The sequence below is a fragment of the Vibrio kyushuensis genome (assembly GCF_050337325.1).
GTDB lineage: Bacteria > Pseudomonadota > Gammaproteobacteria > Enterobacterales > Vibrionaceae > Vibrio > Vibrio kyushuensis.
The window spans coordinates 1-15255 of record NZ_JAKJSV010000015.1; the positions used below are offsets into that span (position 1 = coordinate 1).

The following is a 15255-nucleotide window of genomic DNA, read 5'->3' on the forward strand; positions in this document are numbered from 1 at the left end:
TCAATCTGAGCCATGATCAAACTCTTCAATTTAAGATTTTGTCGGCTCAATGAATACTGACTTCAAAACTAATATTTACCGAAGTAAATATGTAACTTTAAAGCTATTACCATTCCAACAGAATGGTAATGAATTGACTGTGCCAAATAACCGAAGTTATTCGTATTGGTCACTCAGTTCATTGAAGCCCAAGTGTTTCCGAAGAAACTGTTTTTACCAAGGTAAAAACATTTTGGATTTTCATCAACGAGTGCCCACACAGATTGATAGGTTTAAATTGTTAAAGAGCGTTGCTTGTTGAGTCATTCTTCCTAAGAAGAAGCTCTCTAAGCGGACGGTCATTCTAGCGATTTAAGTTTTAGTGTCAACCACTTTTTCAAATCTTTTTTAAGCACTTAGCTTAAGCTATCAAACCTTGCTAACTGGGCGCTTCAGAACCGAAGTAGTGATGCTTTCCCGTGTCAGCGAGGGGGCATTATAGAGATCGCGCTCACGTTGGCAAGTGCTTTTATTAGGTTTTTTTGCTTTTTTTAACTGCTTGGGTGTTTTTCAATCAACAAGTGTGTTTTTTGCTACTATTTCCGTCACATTTCCCGTTTAATCCTTATGAATAAGGAGAAATTATGAGTTCAATACGCAGTTATAAAGGCATTCGCCCTGAAATAGGTGACCGTGTCTATATAGATAGTAGTGCAGTTTTGGTTGGAGACATCAAAATTGGCGATGATTCGAGCATATGGCCTTTAGTCGCCGCTCGTGGAGATGTGAATCACATCCATATCGGTCAGCGCAGCAATGTTCAAGATGGTAGTGTCTTACATGTAACCCATAAAAACCCAGAGAATCCAGCAGGCTTTCCATTGATTATCGGCGATGATGTCACTGTTGGTCATAAGGTGATGCTACACGGCTGCACTATTCACAATCGAGTTTTAGTGGGTATGGGTGCAATTGTACTTGATGGTGTGGTAATTCAAGATGAAGTGATGATCGGCGCAGGCAGCTTGGTGCCACCGAATAAGGTGCTGGAAAGCGGTTATCTTTATGTGGGTAGCCCAGTAAAACAAGCACGCCCTTTATCTGATAAAGAACGCGCCTTTTTGCAAAAATCTTCTGATAATTATGTTCAGAATAAAAATGACTATATAGAAGAAGTAAAACCGGTGTAACTCAGGCCTTAATCTCAATAGAGCCTGAAGTATCAAACTCTTCTTGCTCTATTAACTCTTCTGCTAGTTCCTCAATATCAAATCGATACTCTTTGAAGATCTCTAATGCCAGCTGCGTTGAAACTATCTTTTTATCCGATAACCGCTCTAGTTGCGATACAGAGATTGAGCATTCAATTAACGCACCTGATTGTTGAGCCGAAAAACTGATCACCTTTTTCTCTTCATTCCAGTCTTGGATATCAGGAAATAAAATAGATTGATTCATTACATACCTTCTAGATTTTTGCGCAATTCTCTTAAGATCTGCTTAGAACCGGGTCTCAGACCTCGCCACAACATAAAGCTTTCCGCGGCTTGACCTACCAACATACCCAAACCATCGTAGACTTGTACAACACCGTGGTCACTCGCCCATTGATTAAAGGTTGTTTTCCCCGATCCATACATCATGTCATACACAACACTGAGTTCAGAAAAAATATTAGAAGAGATAGAAGGCAACTCACCACTTAAGCTTGATGAGGTCGAATTTATAATGACATCAAATGAGTCATCTATTTTTTCCATCTCAATCGCACTGATATTTCCATATTGGGAAAACATCTCGGTAAGATTGTGAGCTTTTGAATGGGTTCTATTAGTAACAATAATCTCAGCGGGGTTCTGATCGAGTAAAGGCTTAATAACACCTCTTGCCGCACCGCCCGAACCAATAAGTAAGATACGAGCGCCTTTTAACGGCACCTGATATTGAAGTAAGTCCTGAACTAAGCCTTCACCATCGGTGTTATCACCGATAATTTCTCCATCATCTAATTTTTTTAACGTATTAACCGCGCCAGCCAACTGCGCTCTCTCTGTTAACCGTGTAGCAAACTGATACGCGTCTTCTTTAAATGGCACTGTAATGTTGCAGCCTTTGCCGCCTTCAGAAAAGAAATCTGTTGCTGCCTGTTTGAAGCCACCTTTAGGAGGACAAGCCGTAATATAGGTGAGCGGTTGATTGGTTTGTCGAGCAAATAGAGTGTGAATGAAGGGAGATTTACTTTGTGCTATGGGATTGCCGAAAACGACGTAACGATCTATTTGCTGAGTCATATCCTTAACCTATCAGATAAAAAAGGGTCATATCAAAAGGCGTTTGCCTGATGTTATGACCCTATCACTATCTATATAGAGAAGAAAGCCTCTATATATAGGTAACAATTACCAATCGCGAGGTTTTAGGTAGTGATCGTAGAGCTCAGCTTCAGGAGAGCCACTTTCAACTTGGTAGGAATACTCCCAACGAGCGAGTGGTGGCATCGACATCAAAATGGATTCCGTACGGCCCCCACTCTGTAAGCCAAACAAAGTGCCACGATCGTACACTAGGTTAAATTCAACATAGCGCCCTCGACGGTACAGTTGGAATTGGCGCTCCCTGTCCCCAAATAAGGTCTCTTTTCTTCTTTGGACAATGGGAACGTAGGCGGTAATGTAACCCTCACCTACTGCTTTCATGTACTCAAAGCACTTATCAAACTCCCAGTGATTAAGATCATCAAAGAATAAACCGCCCACACCACGAGTTTCATCTCGATGTGGTAAGAAGAAGTATTTATCGCACCACTCTTTATGTTCCGTGTAGACTTCAGAACCAAACGGTTCACAGATTTCTTTAGCAGCGTTATGCCAATACTGGCAATCTTCTTCAAATGGGTAAAACGGTGTTAAATCAAAGCCACCACCAAACCACCAGATCGGGTCTTCACCCTCTTTTTCTGCAATAAAGAAACGAACATTAGCGTGAGAGGTAGGAATATAAGGATTCTTTGGGTGCATCACTAATGACACCCCCATTGCTTCAAATCTTCGCCCCGCGAGTTCAGGTCTATGAGCCGTAGCGGAAGCTGGCATTTTTTCGCCTAATACATGAGAAAAATTAACGCCGCCTTGCTCAAAGACATTTCCGTTACGCATTACGCGAGTACGACCACCACCTGCTAATCGCTCGGTCGGGCCTTTTTCCCAGTCATCATGTTTAAATAACGCTGTACCGTCGACTTGTTCTAATTCAGCACAGATCTTGTCTTGTAACGATAATAAAAACTGCTTTACCTTATTCTTATCAATACTTGCCATTATTTATTCCTACGCTGCTTTCGTTATCTTTATCATTGAATCGTTTTATTAGCCTTGTCTTAATACTTTAGAGGTCTTGGCATCGCGAATTTCACTCGGCTTATCACGCCCACCTGTTTTGCCATCTAAAATAGAAAATAGCTTATCACCCAATTGTACCTCGACCTCTTCAGATGTCATGCATGGATCAAGGCCAGTAAGGTTAGCACTGGTTGAGGTAATAGGCTTACCAAATGCGAGACACAACTCTTGCACTAATGGATGGTCAGTAACACGGACCGCAATAGAATCGAATTGCCCCGACACCCATGAAGAAGTTTTATCACTAGTTGGCATTATCCAAGTTACAGGCCCTGGCCAGGTTGCGTGTACCGCCATCAGTTGCTCTGCACTAAGCTGGCTTTCATCAATGTACGGCAATAACTGCTCGTAATTGGCAGCAATGAGAATCAAGCCTTTTTCAACCGGACGCTGCTTTAATTCCAGCAATTTTTGTATCGCTTCAGGGCTATCAGGGTCGCATCCAACACCAAAGACACCCTCGGTTGGGTATGCGATAACTTCTCCTTGCTGCAAGGCTTGGTTCACTTGCTCAATATTCTTCACGATGACTTCCTAGTTCTTATTTATCAGCGGTGATTATCATAAGTGTACAAATAATCACTATCAGTGCCTAAAGCTATTTGTTTATAAAATGTATCAATCTTCTACCAAGAGCAACGCAATCGTTTGCTTGATGCGATTTTCCCCGTATAATGCGCCCAAAATATCCGCTCACCAAATTATTGAAGCTTGAAGGAGTTTGAGATGAAAGTCGGCATTATTATGGGTTCTAAGTCAGATTGGCCAACAATGAAACTAGCAGCAGAAATGCTGGATCAGTTTGGTGTTCCTTACGAAACTAAAGTCGTTTCTGCGCACAGAACTCCTCAACTACTGGCGGACTACGCGACAAGTGCAAAAGAGCGCGGCATTAAAGTCATTATTGCTGGTGCTGGCGGTGCAGCTCACCTTCCAGGTATGGCAGCGGCATTTACAAGCGTTCCTGTATTAGGTGTACCAGTACAATCTCGCGCTTTAAAAGGCATGGATTCTCTACTATCTATCGTTCAAATGCCTAAGGGAATTGCGGTTGGTACGCTTGCTATCGGTGAAGCTGGCGCTGCAAATGCTGGTATTTTGGCCGCTCAAATTATTGGTACACACGATGAGAGTGTTATGGCTAAAGTAGAAGCGTTCCGTACAGAGCAAACGGATACTGTATTAGCAAATCCAAACCCTGCTGAGGACTAAATCATGCATGTATTGGTATTAGGTGCCGGGCAACTTGCTCGAATGATGTCACTGGCTGGCGCACCACTTAATATTGAGATATCCGCATTTGACGTGAACAGTGAAGACATTGTTCACCCTCTAACTCAGGCTGTGATAGGTCATGGGTTGGATAATGCGATTGCACAGGCCGATGTAATTACCGCTGAATTTGAGCACATCCCACATGATGTTCTTGATGTCTGTGAAAAAAGCGGAAAGTTTCTACCAAGCACTGAAGCCATTAAAGCTGGTGGTGACCGCCGAATAGAAAAAGCACTACTCGATGACGCTCAGGTGAAAAACGCGCCGTATTACATCATTAATACTCGCGAAGATTTTGATGCAGCAATTGCGCATGTCAAACTACCAATGGTGCTAAAAAGTGCGCTTGGTGGTTACGACGGTAAAGGCCAATGGCGTCTAAAATCTCTCGATTGTGTTGAGACAGTTTGGCAAGAGATGGCTGAATGTATCGCCGCCTCTCCAACCCAAGCTATCGTTGCTGAAGCATTCATAGGTTTTGACCGCGAAGTCTCATTAGTGGGTGCTAGAGCAAAAGATGGCAGTGTTTCAGTTTATCCACTCGCTGAGAACGTTCATACCGACGGTGTATTGAGCTTATCAACGGCCATCGATGATCTTGAGCTACAAAGCCAAGCCAAGCAGATGTTTACCGCTATTGCCAATCGCCTCGATTATGTGGGTGTACTTGCTCTTGAGTTTTTTGATGTGAATGGCCAGCTTCTAGTTAATGAGATAGCACCACGTGTGCATAACTCAGGACACTGGACTCAACAGGGTGCGGAAACTTGTCAGTTTGAAAACCACCTTCGAGCAGTAACAGGGCTTCCACTCGGTAGTACCAAATTGATACGCCCAACGGCAATGATCAATATCCTTGGCGAAGACTGTGTACCTGAAAGCCTACTTTCAACCGAAGGTTGCCATGTACATTGGTATGGAAAAGAGAAGCGTGCAGGAAGAAAGATGGGCCATATTAATGTATGTGCTCACTCTCAAGCAGAGCTTCAGCATACCTTATCTTCACTCGCTGATATTCTCGATAAAGATGCCTATCCTGCCATTCATGAATTGGCACAAAATATCAATTAATTAAGCTTATAAAGACGAATAAAAAATGACGCATTCGCGTCATTTTTTGTTTTCAAAATTTAGAATGCAAACATATCGCATGAGTTATGACTGAGTATGATGGCAGCGTCTATCAGCGCATTGAATTTTAATCCCACTCGCCAGCTTCTTCTCCACCAACAATGGGAAACCACACTCTTCACATCGACCTTTTACCGGAGGTAAGTTCACCGAAAATTTGCATTTAGGGTAGCATTCACACGCATAGAATAATTTGCCAAATCGAGTTTTACGCTCAATTAGATGACCTTTTCCACAATCAGGGCAAGCATATTGTGGCGCATTTTCATCTTCTTGCTCATCTAGCGATTCAATATGGTTGCATTCAGGGTAATGACTACACCCGATGAACATACCATATCGCCCCTGACGTAAGACAAGCTCATGCTCACACGATGGGCAAGCGACACCGAGCGGTTTGATTATATGGCCATCGTTTTGATGTAATGGACGAATATAGTCACAGCTTGGGTATTGATTGCACCCAAGAAAAGGGCCGTGTTTACCATGACGAAGCTGAAGTTCGCCATCACAATTAGGGCACGCTTCATGCTCTATTGCATGCTCATGACCTGAAAATAGTGTTTGATCGATTTTACTGCTCATCGGACTCTTAATCAGTGGTTAAATGAAAGAAAACTTAATGCAAAATACCTTGCTCAGTTGTGTATAACAGCTCTTCCATTAGCGTATAAGCATTTTCATTCCCTGGTACGTTAAACAGCACCATCAGAATAATCCACTTTAAGTCATCCAATTCAAATTCGTTCGTCTCTAAACCCATCACACGATCAATGACCATCTCACGAGTTTCAGTCGTCAGTACTTTAATGTGCTCTAGAAAAAGTAGAAAACCTCGGCTCTCTAAGTCTATCCGCTGCATCTCTTTTGCCGTATAAATACGGGTGGATGTCGCGGCACTGGTTGTAATTGCTGAGTGCTCGTCACTTTGTTGTAACGCCGCTAACTCTTCCAACCAATGAAGGGCTTTATAAATATCTTTTTCGTGAAACCCCGCTCGAAGAAGCTCGTCTTCTAGCTCATCTTGGTCCACTTGCAATTCTGCATCGCTATGGATATAGGTTTCGAACAAATACATCAGTATGTCCATCATCATAGCTAGCCCCTCCCATTACGAATATAGCCACCGGAAACTGCAACAACATGCCCTGAAAGCTCAAGCTCCAAGAGCTGCATCATGACTTCATGAACAGGTATATTGGTCCTGCTCGCGAGAATATCAACTGGCGTAGCCTCTATTCCTACGTTAGCTAACAGTTGAGGAAATGGCAATTCTTCTTCGTTATCTATTTTATCAAATAAATCCGCCTGAGTATTGGCTCTTTGATTAATAGACCAGTTTACCAAGGTATCAATTTCATCTAACACATCTTGTTCACTTTGAACTAAACACGCACCGTTTTTAATCAATGAGTTACCACCGTGACTCACTCCGCTATAAATAGAACCAGGAATAGCAAATACGTCTCTTCCCTGCTCTGCTGCATACCTTGCGGTAATTAATGAGCCACTTTTTTCCGCCGCCTCAACAACCAGTACGCCCACCGATAAGCCACTAATAATCCGATTTCTCCTAGGGAAGTGAGCCGGTCTTGGCTTAATGTGAGGTGCAAACTCTGAAACTAGCGCACCAGAATCAACTACTCGATGAGCCAGGTTTCGATGCCTTGCCGGATAAACTTCATCTAAACCAGAGCCTAATACAGCCACGGTTTGTCCTCCTGCATTCAATGCTCCGTCATGTGCATAACCATCAATACCTAGCGCGAGACCACTAGTAACAACCAACCCATGTTCAACAAAGCTTGTTGCGTATGATCTTGCTGTATTTAGCCCTTCAGTACTGGCATTTCGGCTACCAACCATGGCTATTTGTGGTTGAGCTAAACAATCAAGACGACCTTTAACAAACAAAACGGGAGGTGGAAATGAGATTTCTTTCAGTAAAGGTGGGTAAGTTTCATCAAGAGGGGTCAATATATGATGGCTAGTGCTTTGCGTCCATTGAAGGCAAGTATCAACATCACGCCGCGAGCCTTGTTTGAAATAGCTAACCTGAGAGGGAGATAAGCCAATCGATTGAAGGGATGTTATGTCACGCTCGATGAGTTTATGCGGCGCATCGATGGCAATTAAGCGAGCTAAGGTTTTACTGCCAATTTTAGGGGTAAATGATAATGCCAACCATGCTGCTAGCTCGCTCTCTGACATTAATGGCTCATTAGCTGTCTGGGTGTTCAGCAGCTATGGTATTAGTAGTTTCGACTAAACTTGCTTCTACAACGCCATTTGAATCCTTTAGCATCTCTTGGTTGAGTTGATAATCAGGTGAGACTAACAGTGACTCTTTGCTGATTGGGGCCTCACTGACCGTAATAAGTGCTAGGCTGAAGTATTGATATGGGCGAATCACCATCAAACTGCCAATGGCACTATCAGGCAACCGAACCGCTGGACGCTTAGAGTTATCTTTATAACTGAATTGACCTTTCTTCTCGTATACTGCTGCACCCGACTCAAGCAGCTTAAACATACTGCCCTGTTTAATTTGATCCTCTGAGCCTTTATCAATAATCACTATCTGATTTTTTACTGAGTATTCGCTGCCATTAAGCGCACCTAAAATATTTGCAGTGATCTCCACTGGCGATGGTGAAGGGTAAAATGTCATCGTCAAGCTCTCTCCATCAACAATAATATCGGGGAGCGCAATATCGTTTAACCAAATCTCTTGTCGCTGATTAATGAGCTTCAATTGCGTTAAATCTGAATCCGTTTGATGAAATTTTGCGCTCGCGATTCGTTTAAGCGCCACCATCGTCTTATCATCACGCTTGTATTCATTCGCTACTCGGTAGATGCCCCAGTCTACCTGTTTTTGACTACCCTCAGTATTTTGAGAGCCACTAATAAAGAGAGACTCTTCAGAGGTGAGAAATTTCTTACCACTGCTAGCACCAAGCACTTTACTGCTATTGTTCAATGCCTCTAAATCCAATAAGCGATCAGACTTTAGATAGGGAATCACAAGACTCTCTTTTACCGTCGGAACGGCTTGTTTTTCTAACATCCTCACTTTAGGGCTAAGCTTTACCATCGGCTTTAAACTAAGCACTGGCTGCCCATTTATCCAATACAGCGTCAGTCTATCGCCGGGGTAAATTAGATCAGGGTTATCGATGTAGGGATTATTTTTCCATAACTTTGGCCACAGCCACGGGCTATCAAGGTAGAGCTCAGAAATATCCCACAACGTATCGCCCTTCACCACCGTATAAGTTTTAGGTGCCCCTTCTTTTACACTAAGTGGCTGACTGTTCGTGGCGAAGGCAGAGAGCGAGTAAGTCATTAATGCAGAGAAAAAAAGCATGTATATAAGATGGATTGCACGTGGCATAGCCTAATTCCCTTAGTCTTATTTGTAATCAAAAACGCGATTATTCACGTTTGGATGCTGTCATTTAGGGTCTAAAATGTCTAGAATTGAGCCAACGAGATTTAGGCCGATTCGGCACAGTTCAACATTTAGAGTGTATATGTCTGTATTACAAGTATTAACGTTCCCAGATGACCGCTTACGCACTGTCGCTAAGCCTGTCGAAAAGGTAACACCAGAGATTCAAAAATTCGTCGATGACATGATTGAAACCATGTACGAAGAAGACGGAATTGGCCTTGCCGCAACACAGGTTGATTTCCACCAACGTATCGTCGTAATCGATATTTCAGAAACACGTGATGAGCCAATGGTACTTATCAATCCAGAGATCACTGAAAAGCGCGGTGAAGACGGCATTGAAGAAGGCTGTCTATCGGTTCCTGGAGCACGCGCTTTGGTTCCACGCGCCTCTGAAGTATCAGTAAAAGCACTAAACAGAGAAGGTGAAGAGATCGCTTTCGAAGCCGATGACCTTTTGGCTATCTGTGTACAACACGAACTTGACCACCTAAAAGGCAAGTTATTTGTGGATTATTTATCTCCGTTAAAGCGCAAGCGTATCCAAGATAAGCTAACTAAGATTAAACGCTTTAACGAAAAACAAGCCAACAAATAAAATGGTCTAGAGGTCATCACCTCTAGTACCCGCTATTTATAACTAGCGTCCATCACTTATAAAAGGAAGCCTACCTTGAGCCAGTCTTTAAGAATTGTCTTTGCAGGTACTCCAGATTTCGCCGCCCGTCACATGGCGGCGTTGTTGTCTTCGGAGCATGAAGTCATTGCGGTTTACACTCAGCCCGACCGCCCAGCCGGTCGTGGTAAGAAGCTAACCGCTAGCCCAGTTAAAAACATTGCACTTGAACACGATATTCCTGTTTTTCAGCCTGAAAACTTCAAGTCAGATGAAGCGAAGCAACAGCTTAAAGATCTCAATGCCGATCTAATGGTTGTGGTGGCTTATGGTCTATTGCTGCCACAAGCTGTTCTTGATACGCCAAAACTTGGCTGTATTAATGTTCATGGTTCGATTCTTCCTCGTTGGCGTGGCGCGGCTCCGATTCAACGCTCAATTTGGGCTGGAGATAAAGAGACTGGCGTGACCATTATGCAAATGGATATCGGTCTCGATACGGGTGATATGCTGCAAATCGCGACACTTCCAATTGAAGCTAGTGATACCAGCGCCTCTATGTATGAAAAGCTTGCCGAGCTTGGTCCTGATGCGCTTGTTGAGTGTATTGCGACAATTGCCGACGGCTCCGCTATTGCTGAAAAACAAGATGATGAACAAGCCAACTACGCGAAGAAGCTAAGCAAAGATGAAGCGCGTATTAGCTGGAATGATGATGCCACGCACATCGAACGCTGTGTTCGTGCTTTCAACCCTTGGCCAATGAGTCACTTTGAAGCCGCAGAGAATACGATTAAAGTTTGGCAAAGCCGCTTTGATGGTGAGTCTAGTGATAAAGCTTCAGGCACCATTTTGAAAGCCGATAAAACTGGCATCTATATCGCAACAGGCAACGGCGTTATCGTACTTGAACAGCTACAAGTTCCAGGTAAAAAAGCCATGTCGGTGCAAGATATTCTCAACTCTCGTGCAAGCTGGTTTGAAGTGGGTAGCGTATTGAGTTGATCACTCATCAAAAACCGTTACACCTCAAGCAACAAATTTGTTTTATCAATGACTTAATAAAAACAGCCTGAACTCAGGATAGGTAAGTCAGTACATTTTAGGAGGCAGAGATGCCTCCAATAACTTTTAAGGTATTCACCATGAATGTTCGCGCAGCCGCAGCTAACGTACTTTTCCAAGTCGTCGACAAAGGCCACTCGCTATCTCACGCTCTACCAGCCGCTCAAAAAACCATACGTCCTCGAGACCACGCGCTGCTACAAGAGATTTGCTATGGCGCATTACGCTACTTACCTCGTTTAGAGACGATAGCTAATGAGCTGATGGAGAATTCACTTAAAGGTAAAAAGCGTGTTTTTCACCACCTTATCCTAGTCGGAATATATCAACTTGGATTTATGCGCATCCCTTCTCACGCTGCTGTTGGGGAAACGGTCGAAGCGACCAATACACTTCGTGGTCCTAGTTTAAGCGGGCTCATCAATGCTGTATTACGTAACTACCTTCGCAACCAAGAAGAGCTAGATGCCATTTCGCTTAGCCACAATGCTGGAAAATACTGCCACCCTAGTTGGATCCTGAAAATGCTACAAGAGAGCTACCCTGAGCAGTGGGAAGCTATTACAGAATCCAATAACAGCAAAGCACCAATGTGGTTGCGTGTTAATCGCCAACACCACACTCGTGATGAATATCTTGAACTACTCAAAAATGAAGACATAGAGTTCACTACTCACCCTGAAGCCGCTGATGCGATAAAATTGGCGGTTCCGTGTGATGTGAGCAACTTACCTGGTTTTGAAAAAGGTTGGGTTTCAGTACAAGATGCCGCAGCGCAGCTTGCTGTTGACTACCTAGAACCACAAGAAGGCGAATTGATTCTTGATTGCTGTGCAGCGCCAGGTGGTAAAACAGCACACATCCTTGAGCATACTAAAGACACTGAAGTCGTCGCGATTGATTGTGATGCCAAAAGGCTTGATCGTGTTTACGATAACCTTGACCGATTGCAACTAAATGCGGATGTTATTTGCGGTGACGCACGTTACCCAGAAGAATGGTGGCAAGGTGAACAATTTGATCGTATTTTGCTAGATGCACCCTGTTCAGCAACCGGTGTTATTCGTCGTCACCCTGACATCAAATGGCTACGTAGAGCAACCGACATTGATGCACTTGTTGAGCTTCAAAGTGAAATCATGGATGCAATGTGGAAGCAATTGAAGCCAGGCGGCACTATGGTTTACGCAACCTGCTCGATTCACCCAAAAGAGAACAGCTTACAAGTCACTGACTTTTTGGCACGTACAGAAAACGCAGAATTAACAGGTTCTGAGCCATCAGCACCCGGTCGACAAATTCTTCCAAGTGAAGATGACATGGATGGCTTCTACTACGCTGTGCTAAAAAAGCGGTCGCCTAGTCAACTGACGAATCAATAATTTAATAGCTTAGTAAGACCGAATTGAATGAAAGCATCCAATGATGCTTTCATTTACGACTTAGAGCAGTAATAAAGAGAACATGGCATGAAAATCATTATTCTTGGCGCGGGTCAGGTGGGCGGCACACTGGCAGAAAATCTAGTCGGTGAAAATAACGACATCACCATCGTCGATAAAAATGGCGATCGCCTCCGCGAGCTTCAAGATAAATATGATTTACGTGTTGTAAACGGCTACGCCAGTCACCCAGATGTACTGCGTGAAGCGGGTGCACAAGATGCAGACATGTTGGTTGCGGTCACCAATATGGATGAAACCAATATGGCAGCATGCCAAGTCGCCTTTACTCTGTTTAATACACCCAACCGAGTCGCTCGTATTCGTTCTCCTGAATACTTAATAGAAAAAGACGCTCTGTTTAAATCTGGTGCGGTTCCGGTCGATCACTTGATTGCTCCAGAAGAGCTTGTCACCAGTTACATCGAACGCCTCATTCAATACCCCGGTGCACTGCAAGTGGTAAGTTTTGCTGATGAGAAAGTCAGCCTAGTTGCGGTAAAAGCCTACTATGGCGGGCCGCTAGTTGGTAACGCCCTTTCTGCACTGCGCGATCACATGCCACACATTGATACCCGTGTAGCGGCTATTTTCCGCCAAGGTAGACCAATCAGGCCGCAAGGCACCACGATTATAGAAGCAGATGACGAAGTATTCTTCGTTGCTGCAAGTAATCACATTCGCTCAGTAATGAGTGAGCTGCAACGCCTAGAAAAGCCTTATCGACGCATCATGATTGTGGGTGGCGGTAATATCGGTGCTGGTCTGGCGAAACGTCTAGAGCAAGGCTATAGCGTTAAGCTAATCGAGCGCAACTACAAGCGTGCTGAGAAGTTATCAGAAGATCTTGAAAATACGATTGTTTTCTGTGGAGACGCAGCCGATCAAGAATTGCTTACCGAAGAGAATATCGATCAAGTCGATGTATTTATTGCACTGACTAATGAAGATGAGACCAACATCATGTCAGCCATGCTCGCTAAGCGAATGGGTGCAAAAAAAGCGATGGTACTTATCCAGCGCAGTGCCTATGTAGATTTAGTACAAGGCAGTGTAATTGATGTGGCGATCTCTCCTCAGCAAGCAACGATTTCAGCACTATTAACACACGTTCGTCGTGCAGATATCGTTAACGTATCGTCACTTCGTCGTGGCGCAGCAGAGGCTATTGAAGCCATTGCTCATGGTGATGAAACAACCTCGAAAGTCGTTGGTAAAGCCATTGGCGACATTCGATTACCACCGGGTACCACAATTGGTGCGATTGTCCGTGGTGATGAAGTACTGATTGCCCATGATAGAACCATTATCGAGCAAGATGACCACGTTGTTATGTTCTTAGTGAACAAAAAATACGTCTCTGATGTTGAAGCACTCTTCCAACCAAGTGCTTTCTTCCTCTAATCATTTTGGCGACTAGGAGCATCATCACATGGTAAACCTACGTCCTATCTTATTCGTTATCGGGCTGCTTTTATCAAAGTTAGCCCTATTTATGTATATTCCAACGATTGTCGCCTTCTTTACTGGGACTGGTGGGTTCATCGAGTTTGGCCAGTCCCTTCTCATCACCCATGTTGTTGCTTTCTTATGTCTAACACTCGGACGTACTGCTAAATTCCAATTGAGCGTTCGAGATATGTTTCTTATCACCAGTCTTGTTTGGACAATAGCCAGTGCCTTTGCCGCATTACCTTTTGTCTTTATCAATCACATCAGCTTCACCGATGCTTACTTTGAAACCATGTCAGGCATTACTACGACTGGGTCAACAGTACTGAGTGGCCTAGATAGCATGGCACCGAGCATTTTGTTGTGGCGTTCTATACTGCAATGGCTGGGCGGTGTTGGGTTTATCGTTATGGCAGTGGCCGTTTTGCCAATGCTCAATGTCGGTGGTATGAAATTGTTCCAAACGGAATCATCAGACTGGTCAGATAAAAGCAGCCCGAGAGCGAAAACGGTGGCGAAGAATATCGTCGCGGTTTATCTCACTCTAACGTTACTGTGTCTGATTGGTTACCTTCTTACTGGTATGTCATTGTTTGATGCGATTAACCATGCCTTTACCACACTATCAACAGGCGGTTATTCAACCTCTGACGGCTCGATGAACAGTTTTTCTAACGGGTCACACTGGGTCGCTACTCTGTTTATGTTTCTTGGTGGATTACCATTTTTACTCTTTGTCACCGCACTTAAAAAACGCAAACCAGAAGCCCTATTAAAAGATGCTCAAGTGAGAGGCTTTAGTTATCTGTTTCTTGTTTCAAGCGTCGTAGTGGCCGCATGGCTCGTTATTCGAGATGGATACGCCATCTTAGATGCTTTCCGAGTGTCGATGTTTAACATCGTTTCGGTGGTCACTACCACTGGGTTTGGACTAGAAGACTTCACGGCGTGGGGCGCATTGCCAACCACTCTATTTGCATTTTTAATGATGGCTGGAGCGTGTTCCGGTTCTACCTCTGGCGGGATAAAAGTATTCCGTTTTCAAATTGCCTTTGCGCTACTCAATAAACAGATGATGAAGTTGATTCACCCTTCTGGCGTGTTTGTACAACGCTACAATCAGCGCCCAGTGAACGATGATATCGTTCGCTCAGTGGTGGCGTTTGGTCTGATGTTTTTTATTACCATTATATTTATTGCTGCGGGACTCAGTGCGATGGGACTTGACCCGATTACCAGTATTTCAGGCTCTATCACCGCGGTTGCCAATGTTGGTCCAGGCATGGGCTCTGTGATTGGCCCAACAGGAAATTTCGCCCCACTGCCAGACGGAGCAAAATGGTTACTGAGCTTCGGCATGTTAATGGGTAGATTAGAGATTCTTACCCTACTGGTTCTATTCTTTCCTGCATTTTGGCGACGTTAATATCCTGGTAAAAC

Annotated in this window: 16 protein-coding genes; 8 read left to right on the forward strand and 8 right to left on the reverse strand. The window is 43.9% G+C overall.

All coding sequences use genetic code 11. The features are described from left to right. Positions 1-623: 623 nt before the first annotated feature. Positions 624-1169 carry a gamma carbonic anhydrase family protein gene (locus L4D20_RS22490; RefSeq protein WP_428803820.1) on the forward strand — a complete coding sequence of 182 codons (546 nt, stop codon included), beginning with the start codon at positions 624-626 and terminating at the stop codon, positions 1167-1169. A gap of 1 nt (position 1170) precedes the next feature. Here L4D20_RS22490 and L4D20_RS22495 read toward each other — a convergent pair whose 3' ends face one another. From L4D20_RS22495 to tsaC, 4 genes are all read right to left on the reverse strand, one after another. Next, the gene (locus L4D20_RS22495) at positions 1171-1437 is read right to left on the reverse strand and encodes a DUF1488 family protein (protein ID WP_428803821.1); all 267 of its coding nucleotides are present in this window, start codon (positions 1435-1437) and stop codon (positions 1171-1173) included. Then, the gene (aroE, locus tag L4D20_RS22500; protein WP_428803822.1) at positions 1437-2270 is read right to left on the reverse strand and encodes a shikimate dehydrogenase; all 834 of its coding nucleotides are present in this window, start codon (positions 2268-2270) and stop codon (positions 1437-1439) included. The genes L4D20_RS22495 and aroE overlap by 1 nt, the downstream gene beginning before the upstream one ends. Before the next feature lie 108 nt (positions 2271-2378). Beyond that, on the reverse strand, positions 2379-3296 hold the full coding sequence (gene hemF / locus L4D20_RS22505; RefSeq protein WP_428803823.1) for an oxygen-dependent coproporphyrinogen oxidase: 918 nt from the start codon (positions 3294-3296) through the stop codon (positions 2379-2381). A gap of 48 nt (positions 3297-3344) precedes the next feature. Beyond that, the gene (gene tsaC / locus L4D20_RS22510) at positions 3345-3902 is read right to left on the reverse strand and encodes an L-threonylcarbamoyladenylate synthase type 1 TsaC (RefSeq protein WP_428803824.1); all 558 of its coding nucleotides are present in this window, start codon (positions 3900-3902) and stop codon (positions 3345-3347) included. A gap of 201 nt (positions 3903-4103) precedes the next feature. Between tsaC and purE the strand changes: the two genes are divergently transcribed. Together purE and L4D20_RS22520 are read left to right on the forward strand one after the other, a co-directional pair. Next, positions 4104-4589: a 5-(carboxyamino)imidazole ribonucleotide mutase gene (gene purE, locus L4D20_RS22515; protein WP_248010715.1), complete on the forward strand. Its 486-nt coding sequence runs from the start codon at positions 4104-4106 to the stop codon at positions 4587-4589. Positions 4590-4592: 3 nt separating this feature from the next. Further along, complete coding sequence (locus L4D20_RS22520) at positions 4593-5723, forward strand: 5-(carboxyamino)imidazole ribonucleotide synthase (RefSeq protein ID WP_428803825.1); 1131 nt, start codon at positions 4593-4595, stop codon at positions 5721-5723. 84 nt (positions 5724-5807) lie between these two features. On the opposite strand, the gene L4D20_RS22525 is transcribed toward L4D20_RS22520, so the two are convergent. From L4D20_RS22525 to L4D20_RS22540, 4 genes are read right to left on the reverse strand one after another with little or no spacing between them, the layout of a single operon-like run. After that, a complete protein-coding gene (locus L4D20_RS22525) occupies positions 5808-6368 on the reverse strand; it encodes a DNA topoisomerase family protein (protein WP_428803826.1) in 561 nt (186 codons plus the stop codon). A 34-nt stretch (positions 6369-6402) separates the two neighbouring features. After that, the gene (locus L4D20_RS22530; RefSeq protein ID WP_428803827.1) at positions 6403-6879 is read right to left on the reverse strand and encodes a DUF494 family protein; all 477 of its coding nucleotides are present in this window, start codon (positions 6877-6879) and stop codon (positions 6403-6405) included. Positions 6880-6881: 2 nt separating this feature from the next. Continuing rightward, on the reverse strand, positions 6882-7994 hold the full coding sequence (dprA, locus tag L4D20_RS22535; RefSeq protein WP_428803828.1) for a DNA-processing protein DprA: 1113 nt from the start codon (positions 7992-7994) through the stop codon (positions 6882-6884). Between the two features lie 10 nt (positions 7995-8004). Continuing rightward, positions 8005-9180 carry a LysM peptidoglycan-binding domain-containing protein gene (locus tag L4D20_RS22540; RefSeq protein WP_428803829.1) on the reverse strand — a complete coding sequence of 392 codons (1176 nt, stop codon included), beginning with the start codon at positions 9178-9180 and terminating at the stop codon, positions 8005-8007. Positions 9181-9319: 139 nt separating this feature from the next. Between L4D20_RS22540 and def the strand changes: the two genes are divergently transcribed. The 5 genes from def to L4D20_RS22565 all read left to right on the forward strand — a co-directional run bounded on the left by def (position 9320) and on the right by L4D20_RS22565 (position 15241). Continuing rightward, complete coding sequence (gene def, locus L4D20_RS22545; protein ID WP_428803830.1) at positions 9320-9838, forward strand: peptide deformylase; 519 nt, start codon at positions 9320-9322, stop codon at positions 9836-9838. 75 nt (positions 9839-9913) lie between these two features. Next, a complete protein-coding gene (gene fmt / locus L4D20_RS22550) occupies positions 9914-10861 on the forward strand; it encodes a methionyl-tRNA formyltransferase (protein WP_428803831.1) in 948 nt (315 codons plus the stop codon). Positions 10862-11001: 140 nt separating this feature from the next. Continuing rightward, entirely contained in the window at positions 11002-12303 is a 1302-nt protein-coding gene (gene rsmB, locus L4D20_RS22555) for a 16S rRNA (cytosine(967)-C(5))-methyltransferase RsmB (protein WP_428803894.1), read from the forward strand. Between the two features lie 87 nt (positions 12304-12390). Beyond that, the gene (trkA, locus tag L4D20_RS22560) at positions 12391-13767 is read left to right on the forward strand and encodes a Trk system potassium transporter TrkA (RefSeq protein WP_428803832.1); all 1377 of its coding nucleotides are present in this window, start codon (positions 12391-12393) and stop codon (positions 13765-13767) included. A 28-nt stretch (positions 13768-13795) separates the two neighbouring features. Beyond that, positions 13796-15241 (forward strand): TrkH family potassium uptake protein, encoded by a 1446-nt coding sequence (locus tag L4D20_RS22565; protein WP_428803833.1) that lies wholly within the window; start codon positions 13796-13798, stop codon positions 15239-15241. Positions 15242-15255: the final 14 nt, after the last annotated feature.

Coding starts and splice junctions, on each gene's coding strand:
- L4D20_RS22490 (WP_428803820.1), top strand. CDS start 624: ATGAGTTCAATACGCAGTTATAAAGGCATTCGCCCTGAAATAGGTGAC.
- L4D20_RS22495 (WP_428803821.1), bottom strand. CDS start 1,437: ATGAATCAATCTATTTTATTTCCTGATATCCAAGACTGGAATGAAGAG.
- aroE (WP_428803822.1), bottom strand. CDS start 2,270: ATGACTCAGCAAATAGATCGTTACGTCGTTTTCGGCAATCCCATAGCA.
- hemF (WP_428803823.1), bottom strand. CDS start 3,296: ATGGCAAGTATTGATAAGAATAAGGTAAAGCAGTTTTTATTATCGTTA.
- purE (WP_248010715.1), top strand. CDS start 4,104: ATGAAAGTCGGCATTATTATGGGTTCTAAGTCAGATTGGCCAACAATG.
- L4D20_RS22520 (WP_428803825.1), top strand. CDS start 4,593: ATGCATGTATTGGTATTAGGTGCCGGGCAACTTGCTCGAATGATGTCA.
- L4D20_RS22525 (WP_428803826.1), bottom strand. CDS start 6,368: ATGAGCAGTAAAATCGATCAAACACTATTTTCAGGTCATGAGCATGCA.
- L4D20_RS22530 (WP_428803827.1), bottom strand. CDS start 6,879: ATGATGATGGACATACTGATGTATTTGTTCGAAACCTATATCCATAGC.
- dprA (WP_428803828.1), bottom strand. CDS start 7,994: ATGTCAGAGAGCGAGCTAGCAGCATGGTTGGCATTATCATTTACCCCT.
- L4D20_RS22540 (WP_428803829.1), bottom strand. CDS start 9,180: ATGCCACGTGCAATCCATCTTATATACATGCTTTTTTTCTCTGCATTA.
- def (WP_428803830.1), top strand. CDS start 9,320: ATGTCTGTATTACAAGTATTAACGTTCCCAGATGACCGCTTACGCACT.
- rsmB (WP_428803894.1), top strand. CDS start 11,002: ATGAATGTTCGCGCAGCCGCAGCTAACGTACTTTTCCAAGTCGTCGAC.
- trkA (WP_428803832.1), top strand. CDS start 12,391: ATGAAAATCATTATTCTTGGCGCGGGTCAGGTGGGCGGCACACTGGCA.
- L4D20_RS22565 (WP_428803833.1), top strand. CDS start 13,796: ATGGTAAACCTACGTCCTATCTTATTCGTTATCGGGCTGCTTTTATCA.